This window comes from Azospirillum sp. TSH58, assembly GCF_003119115.1.
In the GTDB taxonomy this organism is placed as follows: Bacteria; Pseudomonadota; Alphaproteobacteria; order Azospirillales; family Azospirillaceae; genus Azospirillum.
In genome coordinates, this window is the sequence record NZ_CP022364.1 from 1,440,001 (window position 1) to 1,463,145 (window position 23,145).

At 69.0% G+C, this 23,145-nt stretch carries 22 protein-coding genes (1 of these 22 only partly in view); 9 read left to right on the forward strand and 13 right to left on the reverse strand.

Translation table 11 applies throughout. The annotated features are described in order from the left end of the window. From TSH58p_RS10355 to TSH58p_RS34425, 4 genes are all read left to right on the forward strand, one after another. Positions 1–1,427: the 3' portion of a diguanylate cyclase gene (locus tag TSH58p_RS10355; protein ID WP_109067673.1), read on the forward strand. 142 nt of this gene lie to the left of the window's left edge; 1,427 of the gene's 1,569 nt are visible here — the last part of the coding sequence; the start codon falls outside the window, past its left edge; its stop codon occupies positions 1,425–1,427. 285 nt (positions 1,428–1,712) lie between these two features. Beyond that, a complete protein-coding gene (locus TSH58p_RS10360; protein ID WP_199229996.1) occupies positions 1,713–2,336 on the forward strand; it encodes a hypothetical protein in 624 nt (207 codons plus the stop codon). A 7-nt stretch (positions 2,337–2,343) separates the two neighbouring features. After that, positions 2,344–2,871, forward strand: a complete 528-nt coding sequence (locus tag TSH58p_RS10365; protein ID WP_109067672.1) for a hypothetical protein — start codon at positions 2,344–2,346, stop codon at positions 2,869–2,871. Positions 2,872–3,008: 137 nt separating this feature from the next. Beyond that, complete coding sequence (locus TSH58p_RS34425) at positions 3,009–3,131, forward strand: hypothetical protein (protein WP_014239103.1); 123 nt, start codon at positions 3,009–3,011, stop codon at positions 3,129–3,131. A gap of 74 nt (positions 3,132–3,205) precedes the next feature. On the opposite strand, the gene pspC is transcribed toward TSH58p_RS34425, so the two are convergent. The 4 genes from pspC to TSH58p_RS33615 all read right to left on the reverse strand — a co-directional run bounded on the left by pspC (position 3,206) and on the right by TSH58p_RS33615 (position 4,872). Then, positions 3,206–3,607, reverse strand: coding sequence for an envelope stress response membrane protein PspC (gene pspC / locus TSH58p_RS10370; protein ID WP_109067671.1), 402 nt, complete (start codon positions 3,605–3,607; stop codon positions 3,206–3,208). A 45-nt stretch (positions 3,608–3,652) separates the two neighbouring features. Then, positions 3,653–3,880, reverse strand: coding sequence for an envelope stress response membrane protein PspB (gene pspB / locus TSH58p_RS10375; RefSeq protein WP_109067670.1), 228 nt, complete (start codon positions 3,878–3,880; stop codon positions 3,653–3,655). A 113-nt stretch (positions 3,881–3,993) separates the two neighbouring features. Beyond that, complete coding sequence (gene pspA, locus TSH58p_RS10380; RefSeq protein WP_109067669.1) at positions 3,994–4,665, reverse strand: phage shock protein PspA; 672 nt, start codon at positions 4,663–4,665, stop codon at positions 3,994–3,996. A 60-nt stretch (positions 4,666–4,725) separates the two neighbouring features. After that, positions 4,726–4,872, reverse strand: coding sequence for a hypothetical protein (locus TSH58p_RS33615; RefSeq protein ID WP_014239099.1), 147 nt, complete (start codon positions 4,870–4,872; stop codon positions 4,726–4,728). 164 nt (positions 4,873–5,036) lie between these two features. Here TSH58p_RS33615 and pspF point away from each other — a divergent pair, with 164 nt between their 5' ends. Further along, positions 5,037–6,041, forward strand: coding sequence for a phage shock protein operon transcriptional activator (gene pspF / locus TSH58p_RS10385; RefSeq protein WP_109067668.1), 1,005 nt, complete (start codon positions 5,037–5,039; stop codon positions 6,039–6,041). A gap of 6 nt (positions 6,042–6,047) precedes the next feature. Here pspF and TSH58p_RS10390 read toward each other — a convergent pair whose 3' ends face one another. Continuing rightward, the gene (locus tag TSH58p_RS10390; RefSeq protein ID WP_109067667.1) at positions 6,048–6,359 is read right to left on the reverse strand and encodes a polyhydroxyalkanoic acid system family protein; all 312 of its coding nucleotides are present in this window, start codon (positions 6,357–6,359) and stop codon (positions 6,048–6,050) included. A 207-nt stretch (positions 6,360–6,566) separates the two neighbouring features. On the opposite strand from TSH58p_RS10390, the gene TSH58p_RS10395 reads away from it, so the two are divergent. Further along, on the forward strand, positions 6,567–8,789 hold the full coding sequence (locus TSH58p_RS10395) for a transglycosylase domain-containing protein (protein ID WP_109067666.1): 2,223 nt from the start codon (positions 6,567–6,569) through the stop codon (positions 8,787–8,789). Positions 8,790–8,938: 149 nt separating this feature from the next. Here the strand turns inward: TSH58p_RS10395 and TSH58p_RS10400 are convergent, their stop codons facing one another. From TSH58p_RS10400 to groES, 7 genes are all read right to left on the reverse strand, one after another. Continuing rightward, entirely contained in the window at positions 8,939–10,183 is a 1,245-nt protein-coding gene (locus TSH58p_RS10400; RefSeq protein WP_109067665.1) for a TIGR03862 family flavoprotein, read from the reverse strand. 116 nt (positions 10,184–10,299) lie between these two features. Next, complete coding sequence (locus tag TSH58p_RS10405; protein ID WP_035670820.1) at positions 10,300–10,563, reverse strand: hypothetical protein; 264 nt, start codon at positions 10,561–10,563, stop codon at positions 10,300–10,302. Between the two features lie 109 nt (positions 10,564–10,672). Further along, positions 10,673–11,821, reverse strand: coding sequence for a NapC/NirT family cytochrome c (locus TSH58p_RS10410; RefSeq protein WP_109067664.1), 1,149 nt, complete (start codon positions 11,819–11,821; stop codon positions 10,673–10,675). Between the two features lie 84 nt (positions 11,822–11,905). After that, positions 11,906–12,910, reverse strand: coding sequence for a cytochrome-c peroxidase (locus TSH58p_RS10415; RefSeq protein WP_282183604.1), 1,005 nt, complete (start codon positions 12,908–12,910; stop codon positions 11,906–11,908). A 237-nt stretch (positions 12,911–13,147) separates the two neighbouring features. Then, a complete protein-coding gene (locus TSH58p_RS10420) occupies positions 13,148–14,839 on the reverse strand; it encodes a catalase (RefSeq protein WP_109067663.1) in 1,692 nt (563 codons plus the stop codon). A gap of 225 nt (positions 14,840–15,064) precedes the next feature. Beyond that, entirely contained in the window at positions 15,065–16,708 is a 1,644-nt protein-coding gene (gene groL / locus TSH58p_RS10425; RefSeq protein ID WP_109067662.1) for a chaperonin GroEL, read from the reverse strand. A 55-nt stretch (positions 16,709–16,763) separates the two neighbouring features. Continuing rightward, positions 16,764–17,054, reverse strand: a complete 291-nt coding sequence (gene groES / locus TSH58p_RS10430; protein WP_014239088.1) for a co-chaperone GroES — start codon at positions 17,052–17,054, stop codon at positions 16,764–16,766. A 297-nt stretch (positions 17,055–17,351) separates the two neighbouring features. Between groES and TSH58p_RS10435 the strand changes: the two genes are divergently transcribed. Together TSH58p_RS10435 and TSH58p_RS10440 are read left to right on the forward strand one after the other, a co-directional pair. Further along, on the forward strand, positions 17,352–17,615 hold the full coding sequence (locus TSH58p_RS10435; protein ID WP_109067661.1) for an usg protein: 264 nt from the start codon (positions 17,352–17,354) through the stop codon (positions 17,613–17,615). A gap of 135 nt (positions 17,616–17,750) precedes the next feature. Next, positions 17,751–18,242, forward strand: a complete 492-nt coding sequence (locus TSH58p_RS10440; RefSeq protein ID WP_109067678.1) for a lysozyme — start codon at positions 17,751–17,753, stop codon at positions 18,240–18,242. Between the two features lie 49 nt (positions 18,243–18,291). Here the strand turns inward: TSH58p_RS10440 and TSH58p_RS10445 are convergent, their stop codons facing one another. Then, positions 18,292–21,816 (reverse strand): pyridine nucleotide-disulfide oxidoreductase, encoded by a 3,525-nt coding sequence (locus TSH58p_RS10445; RefSeq protein ID WP_109067660.1) that lies wholly within the window; start codon positions 21,814–21,816, stop codon positions 18,292–18,294. Between the two features lie 193 nt (positions 21,817–22,009). Here TSH58p_RS10445 and TSH58p_RS10450 point away from each other — a divergent pair, with 193 nt between their 5' ends. Then, entirely contained in the window at positions 22,010–23,095 is a 1,086-nt protein-coding gene (locus TSH58p_RS10450) for a COX15/CtaA family protein (RefSeq protein WP_109067659.1), read from the forward strand. Positions 23,096–23,145: the final 50 nt, after the last annotated feature.

Consider the following 23,145-nt stretch of genomic DNA (forward strand, 5'->3'; position numbering starts at 1 on the left):
AGGGGCGGCGGCTGTCGCTCGTCAGCGCCCTGTCGGCCGGCGAGGCCGCGGCCATCCTGCGCTGCACCCCCAACGTCGCCATCATCCTGCTGGACGTGGTGATGGAGACGGACGACGCCGGCCTGCGGCTGGTCCGCACCATCCGCGAGGAGCTGAACAACCACGCCATCCGCATCATCCTGCGCACCGGCCAGCCGGGACAGGCGCCGGAGGAGGACGTGGTCCTCGCCTACGACATCAACGACTACAAGTCCAAGGCGGAGCTGACCGCGAAGAAGCTGTTCACCTCCGTCGTCGCGGCCCTGCGCGCCTACGCCGACATCGTGGCGCTGGAGACCAACCGCCGCGGGCTTCAGCAGATCATCCAGTCCACCGACCGCCTGTTCGAGCTGCGCTGCATGCAGCAATTCGCGGCCGGGGTGCTGACCCAGCTTTCCGCCTTCCTGCGGGTGAAGCCCGACGCCATCCTGTGCGCCCAGCGCGGCGCGGCCGGCCGGCCGCTCCCGGACGGCGCCTTCTATGTGCTGGCCGGGGCCGGCTGCTACGCCGAGGCGGCCGGGCAGACGGCGTCGCCGGCCGGGGTCGTGGCTCCGGGAACGGCGCTTCCGCCGGCGCTTGCCGGCCGCATCACCGACGCCTTCCGCAACCGCCGGAGCCATTACGGCACCAACGAGACGACCCTGTTCATCCGTGTGCCGGACGGGCACGAGGTGGCGGCCTGGATTCACACCGACCGTCCCCTGGACGAGGTGGACCGCGGGCTGGTCGAGGTGTTCGCCTCGAAGATCGCCATCAGCTTCGCCAACGTCAGCCTCTATGAGCGGCTGCGCGAGGCCAACGAGACGCTGGAGGCCCGCGTCGCCGAACGCACCCGCGCGCTGGAGGCGGCGAACGCCAAGCTGGAGCGGCTGGCCACCGTCGATCCGCTGACCGCCGTGTGGAACCGCCGGCATTTCCTGGACCTCGCCGCGGCGGAGCTGGGGCGGGCGCTTCGGCACGGGCGGCGGCTGAGCGTGATCCTGCTCGACCTCGACAATTTCAAGGCGGTCAACGACGGCCACGGCCACGCCGCCGGGGACGAGGCGCTGCGCACGGCGGTGGTCCGCGCCCGCGAGGCCCTGCGCACCTCCGACCAGATCGCCCGCTTCGGCGGGGAGGAGTTCGTCGCCCTGCTGCCGGAAACCGACCTTGCCGGGGCGCGCATCGTGGCCGAGCGGGTGCGGGCCGCCATCGCCGGACGCCCGGTGGTGACCGACGGCCGGGCCATCCCCATCACCGCCAGCCTGGGCGTGGCCGAATGGAATGCCGCGGAACCCTCCATCGAGCTGACCCTGCGCCGCGCCGACGCCGCGCTCTATGAGGCCAAGCTGGCCGGTCGGAACCGCGTGTGCATGGCGGACGAGCCCGGCTCGCCGGCTTGTTCCTGACCCGGCGCCGCCGTGTCCCGGCGCGGATCGTGAAACAACGAAACCGCATCCTTGCCGTTTGCGCACGGCACGAAAACAGACCGGATCCGAAAATTTCTCCGGCCTGAACAAAATTTGCAAACTTCACCCGCTCCACACTTTGGCGTTGAAGGCCCAGGGAGCGTGGATTACCGCTCATCCATTCTCGGCACCGTGAGACGACGGCGGCGGCGAACGGCCACCGGGCCGGTCCCGCTCCGGTTCCTTTCGGACTTTCACGGTTTCGGCCGTTTCAGGGTCTCAGCCATGTGGAACGATTATGGTCAGGCGCTGTTCCTGGCGCTCGCCTTGGCCGGGCTGGGCTTCGGCATCGGCAAGGCGGCGGTCCTGCTGGGCGAGCGCGCGATCGAGCGGCGGCTCGGCACGGGCAGCCTGCGCGACACCATCGCCCGCCGCGCCAAGCTGGAGGCCGGGTTCGAGGCGCGCAGGTCGCAGCGCATCGTCGAGCTGCGCAAGGCCGAAAAGGAGGTCGGCGACGCCCTGTGCCGCCGTCAGGCGCTGGAACGGCGCCTGCGCGATCTTCAGCACCGCGGCGACGACATCCTGCGGCTGGTCGGCGAGGAGGTCGCCGGCACCCCCTGCTACATCGCCCAGGTCGCGAACAAATATATCGGCAATGGCGCCAACCAGCAGACGCAGCACGCCTTCATCGACTCCGGCTGGGCGCGACCCCAGACGGTCGAGGTGTGGGCGCGCACCATGCCGGTGGCCCGCGCCGAGATCGAGCGGCGCTACCCGCCCGCCTTCGGCTATGTGGTGCTGCGGATTCAGGAGGCGCCGCGGGGCAATCCGGTCAAGGCCGGCGGGACGGGCGCAAGCCCGGGCGATACCGCGCCGACCGGCGCCATTCCCCTGGCGAAGGCGAGTTGAGGGCGCCATGGGCCATCCGTCGATGCCCTATCTCTTCTCCGCGCTGGTCGGCGTGGCGACGCTGGCGGTCTCGCTCCTGTCGGCGCGGCGGCAGCTCCGGACGGCGGAGGACCGCATCGCCAGCGCCGCGGCCCGCCGGCAGGCCCAGCTGGAGCGCCTCCGGCGCGTCGCCCGCGCCACGCTGGGCCAGGCGCGCGAGCTGCGCGCCGCGCGGCGTCGCAAGGACTCCATCGAGCTGGCCTGCGAGGAGCTGGAACAGCGGCTGACGGCGGCGGGCGCGGTGGACCGGCGCGTCTATGTCCTGGATGACCGGCGGACACCGGTGGATGCCGGATGGGTGGTGACGGTGGCCCACGCCGACTATGGGGGGCGCGTCACCGGCGGCCTGGAGAAGACGGCGCTGGATCGCTGGAAGAGGGGGCGCCGCTTCCTGGTCTGGGGACTGGACGAGGCGAAGGTTCGGGAGAAGACCAACGCCCGCTATCCGGAGCACAAGGGCTTCTCCATTCTTTCGGTGAAGCCTTACCTCGATTGAGGCCCCGGACGGATAGGCCTCCCCGTTTGGGGGAGCCCCGGTGGCGGTCATCTGCCGGACGGACGGTTGCTGTCACCTCTTTTCGCTACCATGTCCTTCACAGTTGCGTCATTCTGATCGGGTCAAGCGGAGGAGCCATGATGGATCTCGATCTGGTCGTGCTCGTTGGGGCGATGGCTGCGGCCCTCGCCGGTCTCGCTGCCGCCCGCCCGGCCATGAAGCCGGTGCGCGTGCGCAGCCGGAACCGCCGTCGGCGCTGATCGTCCGGCGCCGCGAAACGCGCGGCGCTGCGGTCAGGCGGCGGCTTTGCCCCGGAGGCGCTCCGGGGCTGCCGTCAGCGGTCCAGATCCCGGATCGCGCGGTTGAGTTCGTACTCTTTGGAAGCGACGTGCGCTTCCAGGTTCCCTACGCGCTTTTCGAAATCGCGGAAGCGTTGCGTCAAACCGGCCAGGGTGCGGTCGGGCTTGATCGACACGCCGCGCCAGAACGCCTCCTCGTCCGGGTTGCGGTAGACCGCCGGCGGCTTGACCGGCAGGACCAGCATCGCGATCACATAGGCGAGGATCACCGGCGGCATGAAGAAGAACAGGCCCAGCACCAGGGCCAGCCGCACGAGTCCGGGCTTGAACCCGAAGTAATCGGCGATCCCGGCGCACACGCCCCCCACCACGCCACGCTGCGGATCGCGGAAGAGCCGGTGCGGGTTGGGCGAGTCGTAGGGCGAAGAACGGTCCATCGTCGGGCTCCCGTCAGGTCGGAATGATCGTGGAATGCGGCGCGCTCAGAGCTTGTCGCGCCAATTGGGGGACTCCGCGTCGAGCACCCGTTCCAGCGCGTGGATGCGGCCCTCCAGGCGGTTCGAGATGTCCCACAGCTCGGCCAGAAGCTGCTCGTCCTGGGCCGACAGACCGCGCTGCCCGCGCCATTTGGTGATGTAGTGGAAGATGATCCAAAGCGGTGCCACCACGGTCATGAAGAGCACCGCGAGGACGAAGCTGAAACCGCTCATCAGGGGACGGCCTTTCTTGTTGTTTGGGGAACCCCTCCCCCGCCGGACGGCGGGAGAGGGGGCTCAACACCCACAGCCGGCGTCGCGACCGCGGTGTTGGCGCCGGTGTGGGATCAGCTTCCCCGGCGCGCAGCGACGCGGGCCTTCAGCGCGGCCAGCTCGTCCTGGACCTTCTTGTCGGCCTCCAGCTCCGCGATCTCCTCGGTCAGCGTCTTGGTGCGGCCCACGTCGAAGGCCTCCACGCGGCCCTCCAGCTCGTCGAGGTTGCGCTCCACCTGCTCGAAGCGGGAGAAGGCGTCGTTGATCCGCTCGTCATGCAGGGTGGAGCGGACGCGCACGCGGTTGACCGCCGTCTTGGTGCGGGCGACCAGCGCCTTCTCGCGGTTCTTGGCGTCGGTCAGCTTGGCCTGCAGGTGGCCGATGTCCTCGTTGGACTTGGACAGCGCCTCCTCGACCTGGGCGAGCTGGGCGGTCAGGACGTCGGCCTCCTCGGCGGCGCGCGACTTGGCCATCAGCGCCTGCTTGGCGAGGTCCTCGCGGTCGTGGGTCAGGGCGGTCTCGGCCTTGCGGTCCCAGGAGTCGCGCTCGCGGTGCAGGTCGGCGATGCGGCGCTCGATCTCCTTGCGCTCGGCGATGATCTTCACCGTGGAGGAGCGCACCTCGACCAGCGTGTCCTCCATCTCCTGGATGATCAGCCGGATCAGCTTCTCCGGGTCCTCCGCGCGGTCGAGCAGGGAGTTGAGGTTGGACTGCACGATGTCGGTCAGGCGCGAAAAGATGCTCATGGGGATGTGTCCCTCGTTTGACGCTTATGGTTGGTCGCTCAGGGTCGGGCTTGGTCTTCGTCAGCCGAGGATCGTCGCGATCAGCAGGCCGGCGGCGAAGAACGCCCAGCTTTCGGTCGGGCGGGAGGTCAGGTAGGTCCGGATGCGCGCCGCCAGCGGACGGGCCTCGCGGGTGTAGCGGCGGTGGTAGTCGCTGTAGTGGCTCATGCGGGTCTCCTTGTTTGGCCCCCGTCTTCGCAATGGCCGTGCCAAAGCCGGGAATCCCCGCGAAGCCTTGGATTTCCTGGAGCGCGCGATCGGACACCGGGGTTGGAGCGTCGCCATTTGCGCGATAGAATGACGAAATCCGCCAACTCTTCGCCATTCCGACCATGCAGCCCAATCCACCCTCCCTGCTCGGGGAGTCCCCGGCCTTCCACGCGGTCCTCGCCCACGTCTCCCGCGTGGCGCCGCTGGAGCGCCCGTTGCTGGTCATCGGGGAGCGCGGGACCGGCAAGGAGCTGATCGCCGCCCGCCTGCACTATCTGTCCCGGCGCTGGGACCGCCCCTTCGTGAAGGTGAACTGCGCCGCGCTGACCGAGAGCCTTCTCGATTCCGAACTGTTCGGGCACGAGGCCGGGGCCTTCACCGGGGCGATCCGGCGGCAGATCGGGCGGGTGGAGCAGGCCGACGGCGGCACGCTGTTCCTGGACGAGATCGCCACGGCCAGCCCCGCCGTTCAGGAAAAGCTGCTGCGCGCCGTGGAGTATGGCGAGATCGAGCGGGTCGGCGGGCGGACCCAGACCGTCGACGTGCGGGTGATCGGGGCGACCAACGCCGACCTGCCGGCGCTGGCCGAGGCCGGGCTGTTCCGCGCCGACCTGCTGGACCGGCTGGCCTTCGACGTGGTGACCCTGCCGCCGCTGCGCGTCCGGCGGGAGGACATCCCCATCCTGGCCGAGCATTTCGCGCTGGGCATGGTGCGGGAGCTGGAGCGCGCCCTGTTCCCCGGCTTCGCCCCGCGGGCTCTGGAGCAGCTCCTGGACCATGGCTGGCCGGGCAACGTGCGCGAGCTGCGCAACGCGGTGGAGCGCTCCGTCGCCGCGTCCGACCCGGAGGGGCCGGTGGAGGAGATCCTGCTCGACCCCTTCGCCTCCGCCTGGCGACCGGCCGCGCCCGCCACGCCTCCCCCTTCACCCGTTGCGGAGGAGGAAGCGCCGCCACGTCCGACCGGGGACTTCCAGGACCAGGTCCGGCGCTTCGAGTCCGGGTTGCTGGAGACGGCGCTGGAGCGCAACCGCTTCAACCAGCGCCAGACTGCCGAGGCGCTGGGGCTCGGCTACCACCAGCTTCGCGGGCTTCTGAAGAAGCACGGGCTGATCGGCAAGCCGGAATAGGGGCAGCTATTTCTTCTCCAGCAGCAGCGTGCCCTTGCTCTGAAGCCGGTCCTTCACCGTGTTGGCCAGCAGACCGAGCGCCCAGGGAAGCTGCACCTCCACGGTGACGCTGTCGTCCTGCACGTCGATGAAGCCGGTGACGGTCTGGGCCATCGCCACCACGCGGAAATCCACGCGGTCGTCGGTCCAGTGGTCGTCCATGCTGCTGGCGACCGCGGCGAGGTGGGAGCGGGCCTGCCCCACCCCCTCCGCCACGCGCCGTTTCGCCTCGTCCCGGCCCAGCTTGTGGGGAATGGAAACGGTCAGGGGCTTCGACATGAACAGGCTCTCCGCTGCGTCAACGCTTATTCAAGGAAACAACAGTCCGCGGCGGCTTTTCTTCCACCCCCGTCATCCATCTGCAACGGTGCTAAGACAAATCTTATCTCTTTCGAGGGCGCTCTTTCGTCGCAACGGGGCGGCGGCGTATAGCTTTCCATCACAGATTACATCGGGCATGGATTTCTTGGGGGCCGCGACCGCGCCGTGAGCAACGATCGACCGGGCGAACTCTTTGCGGGGCCGCGCCCCATCCAGACGCGCGGGGAGGAGCCGGCGCTGCGCCCCCGCCTGCCCAAGCGCGCGGCCAAGCCGGAGAAGCCGACCAAGCCCGAGAAACCGACCAAGCCCGAGAAACCGAAAGCCGAGAAGCCGCGCAAGCCCGCCCCGCCGCCGCGGAAGGCCGCCCCGAAAGCGGCCAGAGGCGGCGGCGGCGGGCGGCGGACGATCCTCGGCACGCTGGTCTATGCCGGGACGGTCGCCGGGGTGTGGTGCGGCATCGCGCTGGGCGCGGTGCTGGCCTGGTTCGCGCTGGACCTGCCGGACATCTCCAAGGTCGCGCAGTTCGAACGGCGCGCCTCGGTCACCGTGCTGGCGGCGGACGGGGCGGAGTTCGCGCGCTTCGGCGACCTGCACGGCACGACGCTGGGCGTGCGCGACCTGCCGCCGCATCTGATCAACGCCGTGCTGGCCATCGAGGACCGCCGCTTCTACTCGCATTTCGGCGTCGACCCCATCGGTCTGGCCCGCGCGCTCTACGTCAACTGGCGGTCGGGGCGCTCGGCGCAGGGCGGCTCCACCATCACCCAGCAGCTCGCCAAGAACCTGTTCCTGACGCCCGAGAAGTCGCTGAAGCGCAAGATCCAGGAAGCCATGCTGGCGCTGTGGCTGGAGCACCGCTTCACCAAGGACCAGATCCTCACCGCCTATCTGAACCGCGTCTATCTGGGGGCGGGCACCTTCGGCGTGGACGCGGCGGCGCGCACCTATTTCGGCAAGCCGGCGACCCAGCTCGACCTGCGGGAATCGGCGATCATCGCCGGCCTGCTGAAGGCGCCCTCGCGCTACGCCCCGTCCTCCAACCCGGACGAGGCGGCGGAGCGGTCGCGCGTCGTGATGGGCGCCATGGTGGACACCGGCTTCATCACCGCGCAGGAGCTGGAGGCGGCGCGCAACGCCCCGCCGTCTGCCAAGCGCAAGCCGGGCGGCGACGGGCGCTATTTCGCGGATTGGGTGACGGAGCTGGTCTCCGCCTTCGTCGGCTCCGGCCACGGCGACGTGGTGGTGCGCACGACGCTGGACCTCAAGCTGCAGCGCGCGGCGGAGCAGCGGCTGGAGGAGATCCTGTCCGGCCCCGGTGCCGCCGCCAACGCCCGCCAGGGCGCGCTGGTCGCCATGACCACCGACGGCGCGGTGCGCGCCCTGGTCGGCGGGCGGGACTACGACAGCAGCGAGTTCAACCGCGCCACCCAGGCGATGCGCCAGCCGGGTTCGGCCTTCAAGCCCTTCGTCTATCTGGCGGCGCTGGAGGCCGGCTGGTCGCCCGACAGCCCGGTCGAGGACGCCCCGGTCCGCATCGGCGGCTGGAGCCCCGGCAACTACGACGGCAAGTTCCGCGGCACCATCACCATGGCCAACGCGCTGGCCCATTCGTCCAACACCGCGACCGTGCGCATCATCGACCGCATCGGGGTGGAGCGGGTGCGCCGGGTGGCGGCGGGGCTGGGCATCAACTCGCCCCTGGGCAAGGACCTGTCCCTGGCGCTCGGCACCAGCGAGGTCAACCTGCTGGAGCTGACCCGCGGCTACGCCGGCATCGCCAACCGCGGCGCTCCGGTCTGGCCCTACGCCATCACCGAGATCAGGGACCGCGACGGCAACGTCCTGTACCGGCGGCAGGCCGGCGGCTCCGTTCCCGTGGTCGACCCGGCGCACGCGGTGCAGCTCACCCGCATGATGACCGGCGTCATCGAGTACGGCACCGGCAAGTCGGCCAAGCTCGACCGCCCCGCGGCGGCCAAGTCGGGTACCACCCAGGATTACCGCGACGCCTGGTTCGTCGGCTTCACCGCCGACCTCGTCGCCGGGGTGTGGCTGGGCAACGACAACAACGCCGAGATGAAGCGGGTCACCGGCGGCTCGCTGCCGGCCAAGCTGTGGCAGGGCTTCATGCTGGACGCCCACGCCGGACGCCCGCCCCGCCCCCTGCCGGGGATGGAGGGCGCCCCCGCCTATGTCGCCTCCGGCGGCATCGCCGAACCCGCCCGCGCCACCCCGGCGGCGGCCCCGGTGCGCGGGTCGTCGGGTGGTTCGTCGGGCGGTTCGTCGGGCGGCGGCGTGGCCTCCGGCATCGGCTCGCTGATCGAAAGCCTGACCGGCAAGGGCAGCGCGCCCCAGGTGCAGTACGACTACGGCAACCCTGTGCGGTGAAAAGCCCTCGCCCCCCTGGGGAGAGGGTTGGGTGAGGGGGATTTACGCCCGGCAGGGCGGAGGAAAACTATCGTTCAGCAACGCGGGTCGCCTTCGGCGCCCCCTCATCCTGACCTTCTCCCCAGGGGGGAGAAGGAAAAGAGGGTTCATCACCCCCCCAGATACCCCAGCACGCCCTTCCCCACCCGCGTCCCCATGGCGAAGCAGCCCTGGAGGAGGTAGCCGCCGGTCGGCGCCTCCCAATCCACCATCTCCCCGGCGACGAAGGTGCCCGGCAGGCGGGTCAGCATCAGAGAATTGTCCATCTCCGCCAGCCGGACGCCGCCGGCGGTGGAGATGGCGCGCTCGATCGGCCGCACGCCGGTCAACACCATCGACAGGCCCTTGATGTGGCGGGCCAGCGCCGCCGGGTCGGACAGCTCCGACGCCGGGGTGAACTCGCGCAGCAGGGCGGTGCGCGGGCCGGTCAGCGACAGCGCCTTCTTCAGGAAGGTGGACAGCGACTCCGCGCCGCGGCGGCGCAGCCGTTTGGCGATCGCCGACTCCGGCAGGTCCGGCATCAGGTCGATGGTCAGGGCGGCCCAGCCCTCGCGCTCGATGGCGTCGCGCAAGGGGGCGCTCAGCGCGTAGACGGCGCCGCCCTCGATGCCCGTCTCGGTGATGACGAACTCGCCCTTCAGCCGCCGGTCGCCGAAGGCGAGGCCGACGCTCTTGACCGGCTGGCCGGCGAAGCGCTCGCGCAGGTGATCGGACCAGGGCACCTCGAAACCCATGTTGGAGGGGCGCAGCGGCGCGATGTCCACCCCGCGCGCCGCCAGCAGGTCGGTCCAGGCGCCGTCGGAGCCGGTGCGCGGCCAGCTCGCCCCGCCCAGCGCCAGCAGGGTGGTGCGCGGGGTAACGGTGGTCTCGCTGCCGTCGCCGCGCTGGAAACGCAGCGCGCCGTCAGCATCCCAGCCGAGCCAGCGGTGGCGGGTGTGCAGGGTGACGCCCAGCCCCTCCAGCCGGCGCAGCCACGCCCGCACCAGGGTGGAGGCCTTCATCTGCACCGGGAAGACGCGCCCGCTGGAGCCGACGAAGGTCTCGATCCCCAGCCCTGCCGCCCAGTCGCGCAGATCGGCCGGGGAGAAACCGGCCAGCAGCTCGGCGAACAGCGGCGCCTGCGCGCCGTAGCGGGCGGTGAAGGCGTCCAACGCTTCGGAATGGGTCAGGTTCAGCCCGCCGCGCCCGGCCAGCAGCAGCTTGCGCGCCGGGGTGGGCATCCGTTCATAGACGGCGACCGAGCGGCCCGCGGCGGCGATGACCTCCGCCGCCATCAGCCCGGCCGGGCCGGCGCCGATGATCGCAACGTCAGGAGAGAAAACGTCAGGAGAGAAGGTGTCAGGGGCGTCGGTCATCGGGTCCCCCGAGGGGTGAGGAAGGTTTACCGGTCCCGTCCGGGCCGCCGCCGTGAAGCGGCGAGCCGGGACGGGACCGGGGCACTCAAGAAGCGGATCGGCGGCGCGGGACCGGATCAGTCCGCGTCGTCCTCCTGGGCCACCTCGTCGGCAAGGTCGTTGGCCATGTCGGCGAAATAGCCCGCGTCCACCTCCAGCCCGTTCTCCTCGCAGATCCGCATGAAGATGCGGTAGGCGTGCAGGATCGCGACGTCGAGAACGGCGAGGTCGCCCTCCTCGCTGTGCTTGTCGGTGACGCCACGCTCCTGGAGCGTGCCGACGATGTCGTGAGAGGCGGCCTGAAGCACCGCTTCCATGGCTTGTTTGTGCAGAGTCGACATCGCGGGGGTCCTCTTTCTCAAGTGGTCGTCTGCCGTCGGGCGCGGCGCGTTCAACGCCGTCCCGTGGTAGAAAACCCCTCTTAGCAGCTTCGGGTTCTCGCCGCAGCGATCATCGCGCGCCGTCCTTCGCATGGCTCTGCAGATAGGTCAGCAGCAGGCGGCCCTCCTCCTCGTCCAGCCGGGTCAGCCGCTTCATGGCGTTCATCTTGCCGATCCAGGCGTTCGCGTCGAAGTCGCCCGGCGGGTGCAGCGTGTGGCAGAGCGAGCAGTTGGCGTCATAGACCCGCGCGCCGTAATCCCACAGCGCGCCGAGCGTGGCCACATAGCCGCCGGCGCCGGTCCAGGCGGTCAGGCGGACCTCCGTCCATTCCTGTTCGGTCTCGGGATCGGTGACGCTGCGCAGCGCCGCCGCGTGCTCCACGGCCGCCGCGTTCAGCTTGACCGTGGTGATGCGCTTGCCCGGTTGGGCGTAGAGCGTCTGGGTGGAGCTGCCGCGCTGCCAGCCGGTGATCGCCACCCGCAGGGCGCCGCCCTCCGCCGCCAGGATCGTCACCGGCGTCGCCGCGGCGATCTCGCCGTCCCCGGCGGCCCCTGGGACCGGTGGCGCGGTGTGGAGGGCGAGGCTGGTCAGGGCGTAGGCGGTGTCGCCGGGCTTGAGGGCCAGCGACTTCGCCCGGTCCGACAGGCCGGCGAGAATTTGGCGATGACCGGCGGTGACGTCGGGGAAGCGGTGGGCGATGCCCTTGTGGCAGTCGATGCAGGTCTTGCCGGCTTTCTCCGCCCCTTCCATGGCGCTGGCCGCCTTCGGCGTCTGCTTGTGGAAGTCCATGGCGCCGAAGGAATGGCAGTTGCGGCATTCCTGGCTGTCGGTGGCCCGCATGCGGTCCCATTCGCGGCGCGCCAGCGTGTGGCGCTTGGCCGCGAATTTCTCCTTGCTGTCGATGGAGCCGATGAGCCAGTGGTACAGCTCGCCGGACGCCTGCACCTTGCGGATCACCTTGTGCGTCCAGTCGCGCGGGACGTGGCAGTCGGCGCAGGTCGCCCGCACGCCGGAGGCGTTTTGGTAGTGCGGCGAGGTCTTGTACTCGACGTAGACGGTGTCGCGCATCTCGTGGCAGGAGATGCAGAATTCCATGCTGTTGGTGGCCTCCATGGCGGTGTTGAAGCCGCCCCAGCCGACCACCCCCACGACGACGCCCACCAGACCGGCCAGAGCGAGCGCCCCGAAGCCGCCCGTCCGCATCCATCCCCACCGCATGGCGATACCCTGCAACCATCCTCAAAAAAGGAATGGGGCCGGGCTGCCCCAACGACGCCCGGCCCCATCCAACCCCCAACCCCGTCAGTCGAAGGGATGCGGCTTCGGCGTCTTGTCCGTGGACGGCGGCAGGATCGGCAGAGCGAAGCTCGGCTGGTCACCGGTCAGCGTCTTCAGGAAGGCAACGATCTTCGCGTTCTCGTCGGTCGAGAACTTCTTGCCCAACTGGATGCGGCCCATGACGTCCACCGCGTCGGACAGGGTCGCGGCCTCGCCGTCGTGGAAGTAGGGGTAGGTCAGCGCGACGTTGCGCAGCGTCGGAACCTTGAAGTTGAAGCGGTCGGCCTCCTCCTTGGTCACCGCGATGCGGCCCTCGGCGGGGTTGTTGGTCTTGTAGGGCTCGACCACGCCCATCTTCTGGAAGGTGTTGCCGCCGACGGCCGAGCCGTTGTGGCAGGCGGTGCAGCCCGAGTCCTTGAACAGCTCGTAGCCTTCCAGCTCGACGGTGGTCAGGGCCTTCTTGTCGCCCTTCAGCCACTGGTCGAAACGGGAGTTCGGGGTGACCAGCGTCTCCTCGAAGGCGGCGATGGCCTTGGTCACCTCCTCGATGGTGATCGTGGTCTCGCCGAAGACGTCGGCGAACTCCTTCTGGTATTCGGGGATGGAGCGCAGCACCTCGACCGCCAGGGCGTGGGTGGAGCCCATCTCGCCGGGGTTGGCGATCGGGCCGCCGGCCTGCTCCTGCAGAGTCAGCGCGCGGCCGTCCCAGAACTGCGCGACGTTCAGGCTGGAGTTCAGCACGGTCGGCGAATTGATCGGACCCTGCTGCCAGTTGTGGCCGATGGAGGTCTTCAGGTTGTCGGTGCCGCCCATGGACAGGTTGTGGCACGAGTTGCAGGAGATGAAGCCGGACTTGGACAGCCGGGGATCGAAGTAGAGCTTCTTGCCGAGTTCAACCAATCCGGGATTGGTGATCTTCGCCGGCTCGATGGGCGAAATCGGTTCGCCGGCGGCGAAAGCGGGTGCGCCGAAGGTGGCGACGGAGGCCGCCAGCATGGCCGCGAAGGACACGGCAGCACGCATGGACATCGCACTTCTCCCTTATCGAAGTTCTAATATTTTGGCTAATGCCTTGATGCAAAATGACAGTTACACGCCCCGCTCTGGTGATACCAGTGACAGGCGTGTCGCGCGGCAACGTGCCGCATGTCCGTACACGAATTGTGTCTACTCAAAACAATGATTGGCGCGGGCATGAAAAAGGGGCGGCGGAACGAACCGCCGCCCCCATCGGGACGATGCTCGGACAAAGACTTTTGGTTGCGCTTACTCCGCGGCTTGGCTGGTCATGCCGCCCTGCGCGCCCGACGGCATGCCTTTCACCACCTCGTCCGCCGTGGCGCGGTGGACCTTCACCGAGCCGGTCCACTGGCCCCAGGCCTTCGGGTCGATGGTGTCGCCATTCCTGCCCAGCGCCTTCAACCGCTTCTGGTCCTCGTCGGTCAGCACCTGCCTGGGCAGGGGGGCCAAGCCGGCGACGTCGGCGGCGGTCATGCCCAGCATGCCGGCGACCCGGCTGCCGTAGTCGTCATGGATCAGGAAGAAGTGCCAGAGCATCCGCTCCTGGACGTCGCGTTCGCACTGGCCGAGCAGGGTGCCCATGTTCAGGACCAGATCGTCGCGCTCCCAGTCCATCATTGTGCAGTAGCGGCCACGCGCGTGAGCGTAGTCGTTGCGGCGTTCGATCACGCTGCGGGTCAGACGGCCGTGGATTTCCGGCGGGTTGTTCGGCTCCTCCCGCTGGGCCTCGGTCAGGCCGTTGTGGAGGGACGGCTCGAAATTGACGTGCGGGTTCTGCCCCGGCGCCAGATCGCGCTGGTAGGACATCTGCCCGCCCGACAGGTTGGTGGCGACCGGCGCGTTCTTCGCCTGGTTGATCGGCAACTGCTGATAGTTGGCGCCGACCCGGTAGCGCTGCGTGTCGGAGTAGGAGAAGGTCCGCCCGACCAGCATCTTGTCGTCGGAGAAGTCCAGCCCGTCCACCAGCACGCCGGTGCCCATGGCGATCTGTTCGTTCTCGTTGAAGAAGTCCTCGACGTTGCGGTTCAGCGTCATCACGCCGACGTGGCGCAGCGGGAAGTCCGACTCCGGCCAGATCTTGGTGTCGTCCAGCGGGTCCCAATCCAGCTCGGGATGGTCGTGGTCCTCCATCACCTGGACGAACATGTCCCACTGCGGGTGGTCGCCGCGCTCGATGGCCTCGAAGAGGTCCTTGGAGGCGGAGCCGAGGTCCTGCCCCTGCACCTTGGCCGCTTCCTCCGCCGTCAGGGAGGCGACGCCGCAGCGCGGGTGGAAGTGGTACTTGACCAGCACCGTGTCGCCGTTGGCGTTCACCATCTTGTAGGTGTTCACGCCGAAGCCTTCCATGTGCCGGTAGTTGGCCGGAATCCCGCGCGGGCTGAACAGATGGGTCAGCATGTGCATGGATTCGGGCGTCTGGCTCATGAAGTCGAAGATGCGGTTCGGCTCCTGCCGGAAGGTCACCGGATCGGGCTTCAGCGAGTGGATGACGTCCGGGAACTTGATGGCGTCGCGGATGAAGAAGACGGGCAGATTGTTGCCGACCAGATCCCAGTTGCCGTCCTCGGTGTAGAACTTCACCGCGAAGCCGCGCGGGTCGCGCGCCACCTCCGACGAGTCGCGCCCGCCGATGACGGTGGAGAAGCGGATGGCCAACGGGGTCTTCTTGCCGGCCTGTCCGAACAGCTTGGCGCGGGTGTATTTGGAGGCCGGCTCGTCGCCGATCTTGCCGGTGGCCTCGAACTCGCCGTAGCAGACGAAGCCGCGGGCGTGGACCACGCGCTCGGGAATGCGCTCGCGGTCGAAATGGGAGATCTTCTCCAGGAACTGGTAGTTCTCCAGCGTCGCCGGGCCGCGGCTTCCCACGGTGCGCTGGGATTGGTTGTTGGTGATCGGGTGGCCCTGACGGTTGGTCAGAGTCTTCGATTGGTCAGCCATCGCATTCTCCCTGAACAGCAAGCCGTGCCGGCGCACCCCTGGGGCGTCCGGTTGGGAGGTCAACGGCCACAGTTTGGAAGCGTTCCAATCTAAAACACCGACCGGCGGCACCCTGTCCGTCAGGGAGATGGCCGAACGGAAAAGGGCGGCCCCGAGGGACCGCCCTTTCCGCAAACGTCGTGGCCGCAAACGTCGTGGATGACGTGAGCTTTTCGACGCAGGCTATTAGAAGCCCATGCCGCCCATGTCGTCCATGCCACCCGGCATGCCGGCCGGAGCAGCCTTCTTCTCCGGCTTCTCGGCGATCATCGCCTCGGTGGTGATCAGCAGGCCGGCGATCGAGGCCGCGTCCTGCAGGGCGGTGCGAACCACCTTCACCGGGTCGATGATGCCGGCGGCGACCAGATCGGTGAACTCACCCTTCTGGGCGTCGTAGCCGAAGTTGGCGTCGTTCTGGTCCAGCAGCTTGCCGACCACGATCGAACCGTCGGTGCCCGCGTTGTAGGCGATCTGACGGACCGGGGCCTGCAGGGCGCGGCGGATGATCTCGATGCCGACGCGCTGCTCGTCGTTGATCGGCTTCAGGGCGTCCAGGGCCTTGGTGGCGTACAGCAGGGCGGTACCGCCGCCGGCGACCACACCCTCTTCCACCGCGGCGCGGGTGGCGTGCATGGCGTCGTCAACGCGGTCCTTGCGCTCCTTCACCTCGACCTCGGTGGCGCCGCCGACGCGGATGACGGCAACGCCGCCGGCCAGCTTCGCCAGACGCTCCTGCAGCTTCTCGCGGTCGTAGTCCGAGGTGGTCTCCTCGATCTGCGCCTTGATCTGGCCGATGCGGGCCTGGATGTCCTCGGCCGAGCCGGCGCCGTCGACGATGGTGGTGTTCTCCTTGGAGATCACGACCTTCTTGGCGGTGCCCAGCATGTCGATGGTGACGTTCTCGAGCTTGATGCCGAGATCCTCGGAGATGACCTGGCCGCCGGTCAGGATGGCCATGTCCTCCAGCATCGCCTTGCGGCGGTCACCGAAGCCCGGGGCCTTGACGGCGGCGACCTTCAGGCCGCCACGCAGCTTGTTCACGACCAGGGTCGCCAGGGCCTCGCCCTCGACGTCCTCGGCGATGATCAGCAGCGGACGCGAGGACTGCACGACGGCCTCGAGGACCGGCAGCAGGGCCTGCAGACCCGACAGCTTCTTCTCGTGCAGCAGGATGAACGGGTTTTCGAGGTCCGCGATCATCTTGTCGGCGTTGGTGATGAAGTACGGCGACAGGTAGCCGCGGTCGAACTGCATGCCCTCGACGACGTCCAGCTCGGTCTCGAGGCTCTTGGCCTCTTCCACCGTGATGACGCCCTCGTTGCCGACCTTCTCCATGGCCTGGGCGATCATCTTGCCGATCTCGGCTTCGCCGTTGGCGGAGATGGTGCCGACCTGGGCGATCTCGTCGTTGGTCGTGACCTTCTTGGCGCGGCCGCGGATGTCGGCCACGACGGTCTCGACGGCGAGGTCGATGCCGCGCTTCAGGTCCATCGGGTTCATGCCGGCGGCCACCGACTTCACGCCCTCGCGGACGATGGCCTGGGCCAGAACGGTCGCCGTGGTGGTGCCGTCGCCGGCCAGGTCGTTCGTCTTCGACGCGACCTCACGCACCATCTGGGCGCCCATGTTCTCGAACTTGTCCGACAGCTCGATTTCCTTGGCGACCGAGACGCCGTCCTTGGTGATGCGCGGAGCGCCGAAGGACTTCTCGATCACGACGTTGCGGCCCTTCGGACCCAGCGTCACCTTCACGGCGTCGGCGAGGATGTCCACACCGCGCAGCATCTTTTCGCGCGCGGTAGCGCCGAACTTAACTTCCTTGGCAGCCATTGCTCACTACTTCCTTGAATTTCGGGGGGTTGGATCGCTCAGCGCGGGCGGAGGCTCAGGCCTCGACGACGCCCATGATGTCGGATTCCTTCATGATCAGGAAATCCTCGCCCTCGATCTTCACCTCGGTGCCCGACCACTTGCCGAACAGGATGCGGTCGCCGGCCTTCACGTCGAGCGCAACGACCTTGCCGCTCTCGTCACGGGCGCCCGGACCCACCGCGACCACCTGGCCCTCCTGGGGCTTTTCCTTCGCGGTGTCGGGAATGATGATCCCGCCCTTGGTCTTGGTGTCGGACTCCAGACGCTTGACGACGACGCGGTCGTGCAGCGGACGGAACTTCATGGGGATGCCTCCAGGATCAAGGCTTATTGATGAAAGGATTGGCGCCGGGCTCGGGGCTGTTAGCACTCTCCCCCGGCGAGTGCCAGACAGCTAATCGAGCTGGGGTTTCGATTCAAGAGGGTCGTTGCGGCAATCGGTGCGATTCCTGGCAGCAGTCACCCCGCCTTGCTGCTAATGCATTGAAAATGAACAAAGAATTTTGTTGCCTGCCGCAACCGCGAACGGCACACTTTCACAGAGGAATCACCAGGACGCAGCGGAAGGACGCCACCGGTTCCACCATCACGGAGGCAGAGCATGGCCAGTCTGGGGCTTCAGCTTCGCGATTACCGCCTGACCACGGCGGAAATTCTGTACCACATGCCGGACCACCCGCACCTGCTGCAGAGCTATCTCTGGCAGGAGCTGGACCTCGCCCCCGGCTACCCGGCGCTGCGCCGGTTCCTGGATTTCTGGCAGGCCAACCTGGACGGCAAGCTGCATTCGGTGAAGCTGGCGACCAACCGCCTGATCACGCCGGGCGAGGCCCGCGCGGTGGCCGCCGAGTTCCGCTGGACCTGACGCGCCGCACGCCCCCAATGCGGGAAAATGTGAAAAAATAAACCATTATTAAGATACTACCTCTTTCGATACCCTTTCCTCAGCACGAACCGTTCGTGCCGATGCACGTCCACGACACGCTGGGGAATGACGAACATGACGACGCCGGTTTGCGAAGAAGCGGTCAACCTCGTGAAGCATTTCGAGGGTCTTTACCTCAACGCCTATCTGTGCCCGGCGGGGGTGCCGACCATTGGCTACGGCCACACCGCCGGGGTCGAGCTGGGGCAGAGCATCACCTCCGCCCAGGCCGAGGATTTCCTGAAGTCGGACCTGACCGCCGCCGCCGCCCAGGTGGACAAGCTGGTCACCGTCCCGCTGAACCCGGACCAGCGCGGCGCGCTGGCCTCCTTCGTGTTCAACCTGGGGGCCGGCAGCCTGCAATGCTCGACCCTGCTGCGCCTGCTGAACCAGGGCGACTACGAGGGCGCCGCCGGCCAGTTCGGCCGCTGGGTCTACGCCACGGTCAACGGCGTCAAGACGCAGCTTCCGGGTCTGGTGAAGCGCCGCGCCGCCGAGGCCGACCTGTTCGAAAGCTCCACCACGCCGCTGCCCCAGGCGTCGGTCAGCACCGCCACGGGTGCGTGAACGCTCTTAATAACCCTCTCCCCTCTGGGGAGAGGGAAAGCATCTCCCCTCACCCCTTCCGCTGGCCGGTCAGCCGCAGGCCGCGGTCGATCCATTGGGCGGTCAGCTTTTCCTGGACGGCGTTCTGGCGCAGCCGCTGGTTCAGGTTGGCGAAATCCACGCGGTCCAGGCTCTGGTCCTGGTTGAAGCAGGAGAAGACCACCGTCTCCTCGCCGGTCGCCGGGTCGGTGTGCCGTTGCAGGCACTGGGCGCAGATCTCCTTCATCATGCATTGCATGGGGGAGTTGATGGAGCCGATGGCCGCGTGGCCGGGCTTCAGATACGGCTTCAGCACCCCGTGCCGGGCCGCCCCCACCGCCGCCATCATGCGGTCGGAGCCGATGGCGACGATGCGGTCCACCGTCTCCAGCGGGATGAAATCAAGCGCCATGTCCGCCGGCCCCAGATCGCCCGCCGCGTAGGCGCGCATGGCCTCCACGATGTTGCCGACGAAGCTGAGATCGCCGGGGCGCGACGGCGTGAAACCCGGCGCCTCGTCGCAGCACCAGACGACGCGGTCGGCGGCGGCCTCGATCTGTTCGGTCTTGTAACGATCCTCCATCCGCTTGTAGCCGGCGAAATAGACGACCCGGTTGCCGCGCGCCCGGCAGGCCTGCCCGATGGAGAAGAGCACGGCGTTGCCCAAGCCGCCGCCGACCAGCGCCACCGTCTCCCCCTCCGGGATTTCGGTCGGGGCGCCGGTCGGCCCCATCACCACCACCGGGTCGCCGGGCTTCAGCAGGGCGCAGAGGTCGGAGGAGCCGCCCATCTCCAGAACGATCAGGGAGAGCAGCCCGGCCGCCTTGTCCACCCAGGCGCCGGTCAGGGCCAGCCCTTCCATCGCCAGCGTGGTCCGGCCGATCCGTTGCGCCAGCGTTTCGAAATTCTGCAGCCGGTAGAACTGTCCGGGTTCGAAACGGCGCGCCGCGGCCGGGGCCTTCACCACCACCTCCACGATGGTCGGGGTCAGGCGGGTGACGCTGTAGACCAGGGGCCGCAGCTCGGCGTTCAGGCGCCGCACCAGCGCCTCCGGAGTCACGGCGGTCGGCGCCCGGCGGGCCAGCGCGCGGCTGACCACGGGATAGCCGCGCTTCGCCCCGCCCATCGCCTTCACCACATTGCCGGCGAAGGACGGGTGGAGGTCGCCGAAGAAGCTGAGGAACCGCCCGTCCGGCACCCGCGCCATCAACACATGAACCGCCCGATCATGGTTTTGGGCCGGCTTGGCTTGCCGCTCCGGGGTCACCGGCCGGCCGTCCTCGTCGATGGCGCGGAAACAGCGCCCGTCCAGCTCCACCCATTCCGGTTCCTCGCGGGCCAGGACGGTGTTGGGCTGGGTGCCGGCGGCGACGAGGATGGTGCGGGCGGGGAGCCGCGCGTCCACCGCGGCGGGCGCCACCACCCCGTCCGGCCCGATCGGGCTGATCGCGAGATGGATCGCCTGCGCCGCCCCCGTCACGTCGATCTCCACCCCGCGCGGGGCGGCGCATTCCAGGAAGCGGATGCCCTCGGCCAGCCCGTGCGCCACCTCCTCGTGGTTCAGCGTGTAGCTGGGGCTGTCGATCAGGCGGCGGCGGTAGGCGATGGTCGAGCCGCCCCAGGATTGCAGCAGCGCCGTGACGCGCGGCTCGCGCCCCTGCTCCCCCGCTTCGAGACGCTCCGCCCGGATGGCGCGGGCGTGGGCCAGGAACTCGTCGGCCAGTTCGGCCTCGTCGGGCGTCCAGCGGGCACGCACCGCCGTCTCCCCCCGGTCGGCCACCAGGACCTCGTAGCGGGACAGGAACTTCTCGACCTGGACGGGGTAGTAGGCCAGCGCCTCCGTCGCCGTGTCGATGGCGGTCAGCCCGCCGCCGATCACCACGACGGGCAGCCGGACCTGGAGATTGGCGATGCTGTCCGGCTTGGCCGCCCCGGTCAGTTGCAGCCCCATCAGGAAGTCCGAGGCCTGCCGCACCCCGCGGGCCAGACCGTTCGCCATCGGCACGACGGTCGGCTTGCCCGCCCCCATGCACAGGGCGATGTGGTCGAAGCCCAGCTCCAGCGCCCCGTCGATGGTCAGCGTGCCGCCGAAGCGCACCCCGCCGATGATCGTCATGCGCGCCCGGCGCTCCAGCAGAAGGCGGATCACCTTCAGGAAATTCTTGTTCCAGCGCACGGTGATGCCGTACTCGGCCACCCCGCCGAAGCCGGCCATGATCCGCTCGTCCAGCCGGTCGTAGAGGTCGCGCACGTCGCGGATCGGCCGGAAGGGCACCCGCGTGCCGCTGGGAAGGACGCCCGAGAGGTCGGCGGGCAGCGGCTCGATCTTCAGCCCGTCGATGCCGACCACCGTGTGGCCGTCGTTCATCAGATGGTGCGCCAGCGTGAAGCCCGCCGGCCCCAGCCCGGCCACCAACACCTTGAAGCCGCTGTCCGGCCGCATCAGCGGGCGGCGCAGGTCCAGCGGGTTCCAGCGGGTGAGCAGGCTGTAGATCTCGAAGCCCCAGGGCAGCTCCAGCACGTCCTTCAACGTGCGGGTCTCCGCCTGCGGGATGTCCACCGGCTCCTGTTTCTGATAGATGCAGGCCTTCATGCAGTCGTTGCAGATGCGGTGGCCGGTGGCCGCGCACATCGGGTTGTCGACCACCACCACGGCCAGCGCCCCGATGGGCACGCCCTCCGCCTTCAGCGCGTGCATCTCGGAGATTTTCTCGTCCAGGGGGCAGCCGGCCAGCGCCACGCCGAAGGCGCTCTTCTGGAAGTCCCCGGTCTTGCGGTCGCGCAGCCCCTTGGAGCAGCTGTCCTTGCCCTGGTTGTGGCACCAGATGCAGTAGTTGGCCTCGTCCAGCGCCCCGGCCAGATCGGTACCGGGATCGGTCAGGTGGAAGCCCTGCCGCTCGCGGCACACGCCGTCGGGCAGGCGCATCATGGTGACACCGTGCAACTCCACCGTCTCCACGGGGACGAGACGCAGCGGGTCGGTGCGGTGCGGCACCTGGAACAGCACGCCGCCGCCGTGCCGGGCGCGCCCGGCCTCGCTGAAGACCGCCCAGGCGGCGTATTGGGCGGCGCTGTCCAACTGGTCGGCGTGGGCGGCCTCGTCCTCCATCCAGGCCAGCACCTGCCGGGCGAAGGCGGCCTCGGTCAGCGGGCCGCCCAGCCAGTCCTCCAGCCGCGCGGCCAGCTCCGCCCCGTCGAGCGCGGCGACCGCCTCCGGCTTCACCGCCTTGGCGGCCCGGCGCTGAACGAACAGGCGCTTGGCGGTGTAGAGCGGCGCCAGCTCGGTGTGGCGGGCGCGCAGCTCGTCGAGGGCGGCGCGGATGCCGAACAGGTCGCCGATGAAATCCTCGGCGTGGGGGGCGAGCGCGATCAGCAGGTCGCTTTCCGCCTTGGCCTCCAGCCGGTCGGGCTGGGCGCGGGCGGAGAGCAGCCGGTTGGCGAGCGCCAGGTCCGTGTCGGACAGCCGGGCGAGGAAGGCGCGGTCGAGCCGGGCCAGCCCGTCCTGCCCGTAAAGCTCGTGGAACGACAGGCCGAAGCCGAGGGTGAGGTCCGCCATCGCCGCCCCGCATCCGAAGCCGTTGGTAAGACTGATATTTGTAACACCCGCGGCCCGAAGCCTTCACCCGAAACCGGTGTCCCTCGCCACGGGGTAACCCGTGTCCGTTTGACGCAGCCGCTGCCGCACCCCACATGAGCCGGAGGTCCCTATCCCCCCGGAACTTTTCCGCATCATCCGGAGCCGCCCGTCCGTGACCGACATCACCGCCCCCGCCCTCGCCGGGAAAGACGTCCGCGACCCCGCCTCCACCCGCCCCATCGCCTATTGGCTCCTCGTCTGCTGCGCGATGGTCTTCGCCATGGCGGTGATCGGCGCCATCACGCGCCTGACCGAATCCGGCCTGTCGATGGTCGAGTGGAAGCCGCTGATCGGCATCCTGCCGCCCTTGTCGGAGGCGGAATGGAACCGCGTCTTCGGCCTCTACCAGACCACGCCGGAGTTCCGCATCTACAACTCGGCGATGGATCTGGCGGCCTTCAAGCAGATCTTCTGGTGGGAGTGGTTCCACCGCTTCTGGGGCCAGCTGATCGGCTTCGTCTTCCTGATCCCCTTCCTGCGCTTCTGGGTCAACGGGCGCATCCCCGCCGACCTGTGGCCGAAGCTGGCCGGGCTGTTCCTGCTCGGCGGGCTCCAGGGGGTGATCGGCTGGTACATGGTCAAGAGCGGGCTGGTCGACCGCCCCGACGTCAGCCATTACCGGCTGGCGCTGCATCTCGGCACGGCGATCGTGATCTACGGGCTGCTGCTGCGCACCGCGCTGGGGATTCTCGACCCGCTGCCGCTCGCCGGCTGGGCCACCGGGTCCGGCCGGCTGCGCAAGCACGCGCGCTGGGCCCTGGGGCTGACCGGCGTCACCATCGTCTGGGGCGCCTTCGTCGCCGGGACGGACGCCGGGCTGGCCTACAACACCTTCCCGCTGATGGCCGGCCACGTCATCCCGCCGGAGGTCGCCAACCTGTCGCCCTGGTGGATCAATGTCTTCGAGAACACCGCGGCCATCCAGCTGACGCACCGGGCGCTGGCGCTGCTGACCGGGCTGGTGGTTCTGGGGCTGGCCCTGCGGGTCCGGGTCGCCCGCCTGCCGGGGCGCGCCGGGCGGGTGGCGCTGCTGACCGCGGCGATGGTGCTGGTGCAGATCGGGCTGGGCATCGCCACGCTGCTGAGCTTCGTGTGGATCCCGCTGGGCGCCGCCCATCAGGCGGGCGCGATCCTGCTGGTGTCCGGGCTGGTCTGGCTGCTGCACGAGCTGCGCCCGGTCGGCGTCCCCAAGCGCTGAACGGAAGTCCCCCGCCACGCCGCAGCGCGGCGGGCGGGGGCTGACGTCCC

Bases quoted from the DNA above. Each gene is read 5' to 3' on its own strand.
- TSH58p_RS10360 (WP_199229996.1), top strand. From the start codon at position 1,713: ATGTGGAACGATTATGGTCAGGCGCTGTTCCTGGCGCTCGCCTTGGCC.
- TSH58p_RS10365 (WP_109067672.1), top strand. From the start codon at position 2,344: ATGGGCCATCCGTCGATGCCCTATCTCTTCTCCGCGCTGGTCGGCGTG.
- TSH58p_RS34425 (WP_014239103.1), top strand. From the start codon at position 3,009: ATGATGGATCTCGATCTGGTCGTGCTCGTTGGGGCGATGGCTGCGGCC.
- pspC (WP_109067671.1), bottom strand. From the start codon at position 3,607: ATGGACCGTTCTTCGCCCTACGACTCGCCCAACCCGCACCGGCTCTTC.
- pspB (WP_109067670.1), bottom strand. From the start codon at position 3,880: ATGAGCGGTTTCAGCTTCGTCCTCGCGGTGCTCTTCATGACCGTGGTG.
- pspA (WP_109067669.1), bottom strand. From the start codon at position 4,665: ATGAGCATCTTTTCGCGCCTGACCGACATCGTGCAGTCCAACCTCAAC.
- TSH58p_RS33615 (WP_014239099.1), bottom strand. From the start codon at position 4,872: ATGAGCCACTACAGCGACTACCACCGCCGCTACACCCGCGAGGCCCGT.
- pspF (WP_109067668.1), top strand. From the start codon at position 5,037: ATGCAGCCCAATCCACCCTCCCTGCTCGGGGAGTCCCCGGCCTTCCAC.
- TSH58p_RS10390 (WP_109067667.1), bottom strand. From the start codon at position 6,359: ATGTCGAAGCCCCTGACCGTTTCCATTCCCCACAAGCTGGGCCGGGAC.
- TSH58p_RS10400 (WP_109067665.1), bottom strand. From the start codon at position 10,183: ATGACCGACGCCCCTGACACCTTCTCTCCTGACGTTTTCTCTCCTGAC.
- TSH58p_RS10405 (WP_035670820.1), bottom strand. From the start codon at position 10,563: ATGTCGACTCTGCACAAACAAGCCATGGAAGCGGTGCTTCAGGCCGCC.
- TSH58p_RS10410 (WP_109067664.1), bottom strand. From the start codon at position 11,821: ATGCGGTGGGGATGGATGCGGACGGGCGGCTTCGGGGCGCTCGCTCTG.
- TSH58p_RS10415 (WP_282183604.1), bottom strand. From the start codon at position 12,910: ATGTCCATGCGTGCTGCCGTGTCCTTCGCGGCCATGCTGGCGGCCTCC.
- TSH58p_RS10420 (WP_109067663.1), bottom strand. From the start codon at position 14,839: ATGGCTGACCAATCGAAGACTCTGACCAACCGTCAGGGCCACCCGATC.
- groL (WP_109067662.1), bottom strand. From the start codon at position 16,708: ATGGCTGCCAAGGAAGTTAAGTTCGGCGCTACCGCGCGCGAAAAGATG.
- groES (WP_014239088.1), bottom strand. From the start codon at position 17,054: ATGAAGTTCCGTCCGCTGCACGACCGCGTCGTCGTCAAGCGTCTGGAG.
- TSH58p_RS10435 (WP_109067661.1), top strand. From the start codon at position 17,352: ATGGCCAGTCTGGGGCTTCAGCTTCGCGATTACCGCCTGACCACGGCG.
- TSH58p_RS10440 (WP_109067678.1), top strand. From the start codon at position 17,751: ATGACGACGCCGGTTTGCGAAGAAGCGGTCAACCTCGTGAAGCATTTC.
- TSH58p_RS10445 (WP_109067660.1), bottom strand. From the start codon at position 21,816: ATGGCGGACCTCACCCTCGGCTTCGGCCTGTCGTTCCACGAGCTTTAC.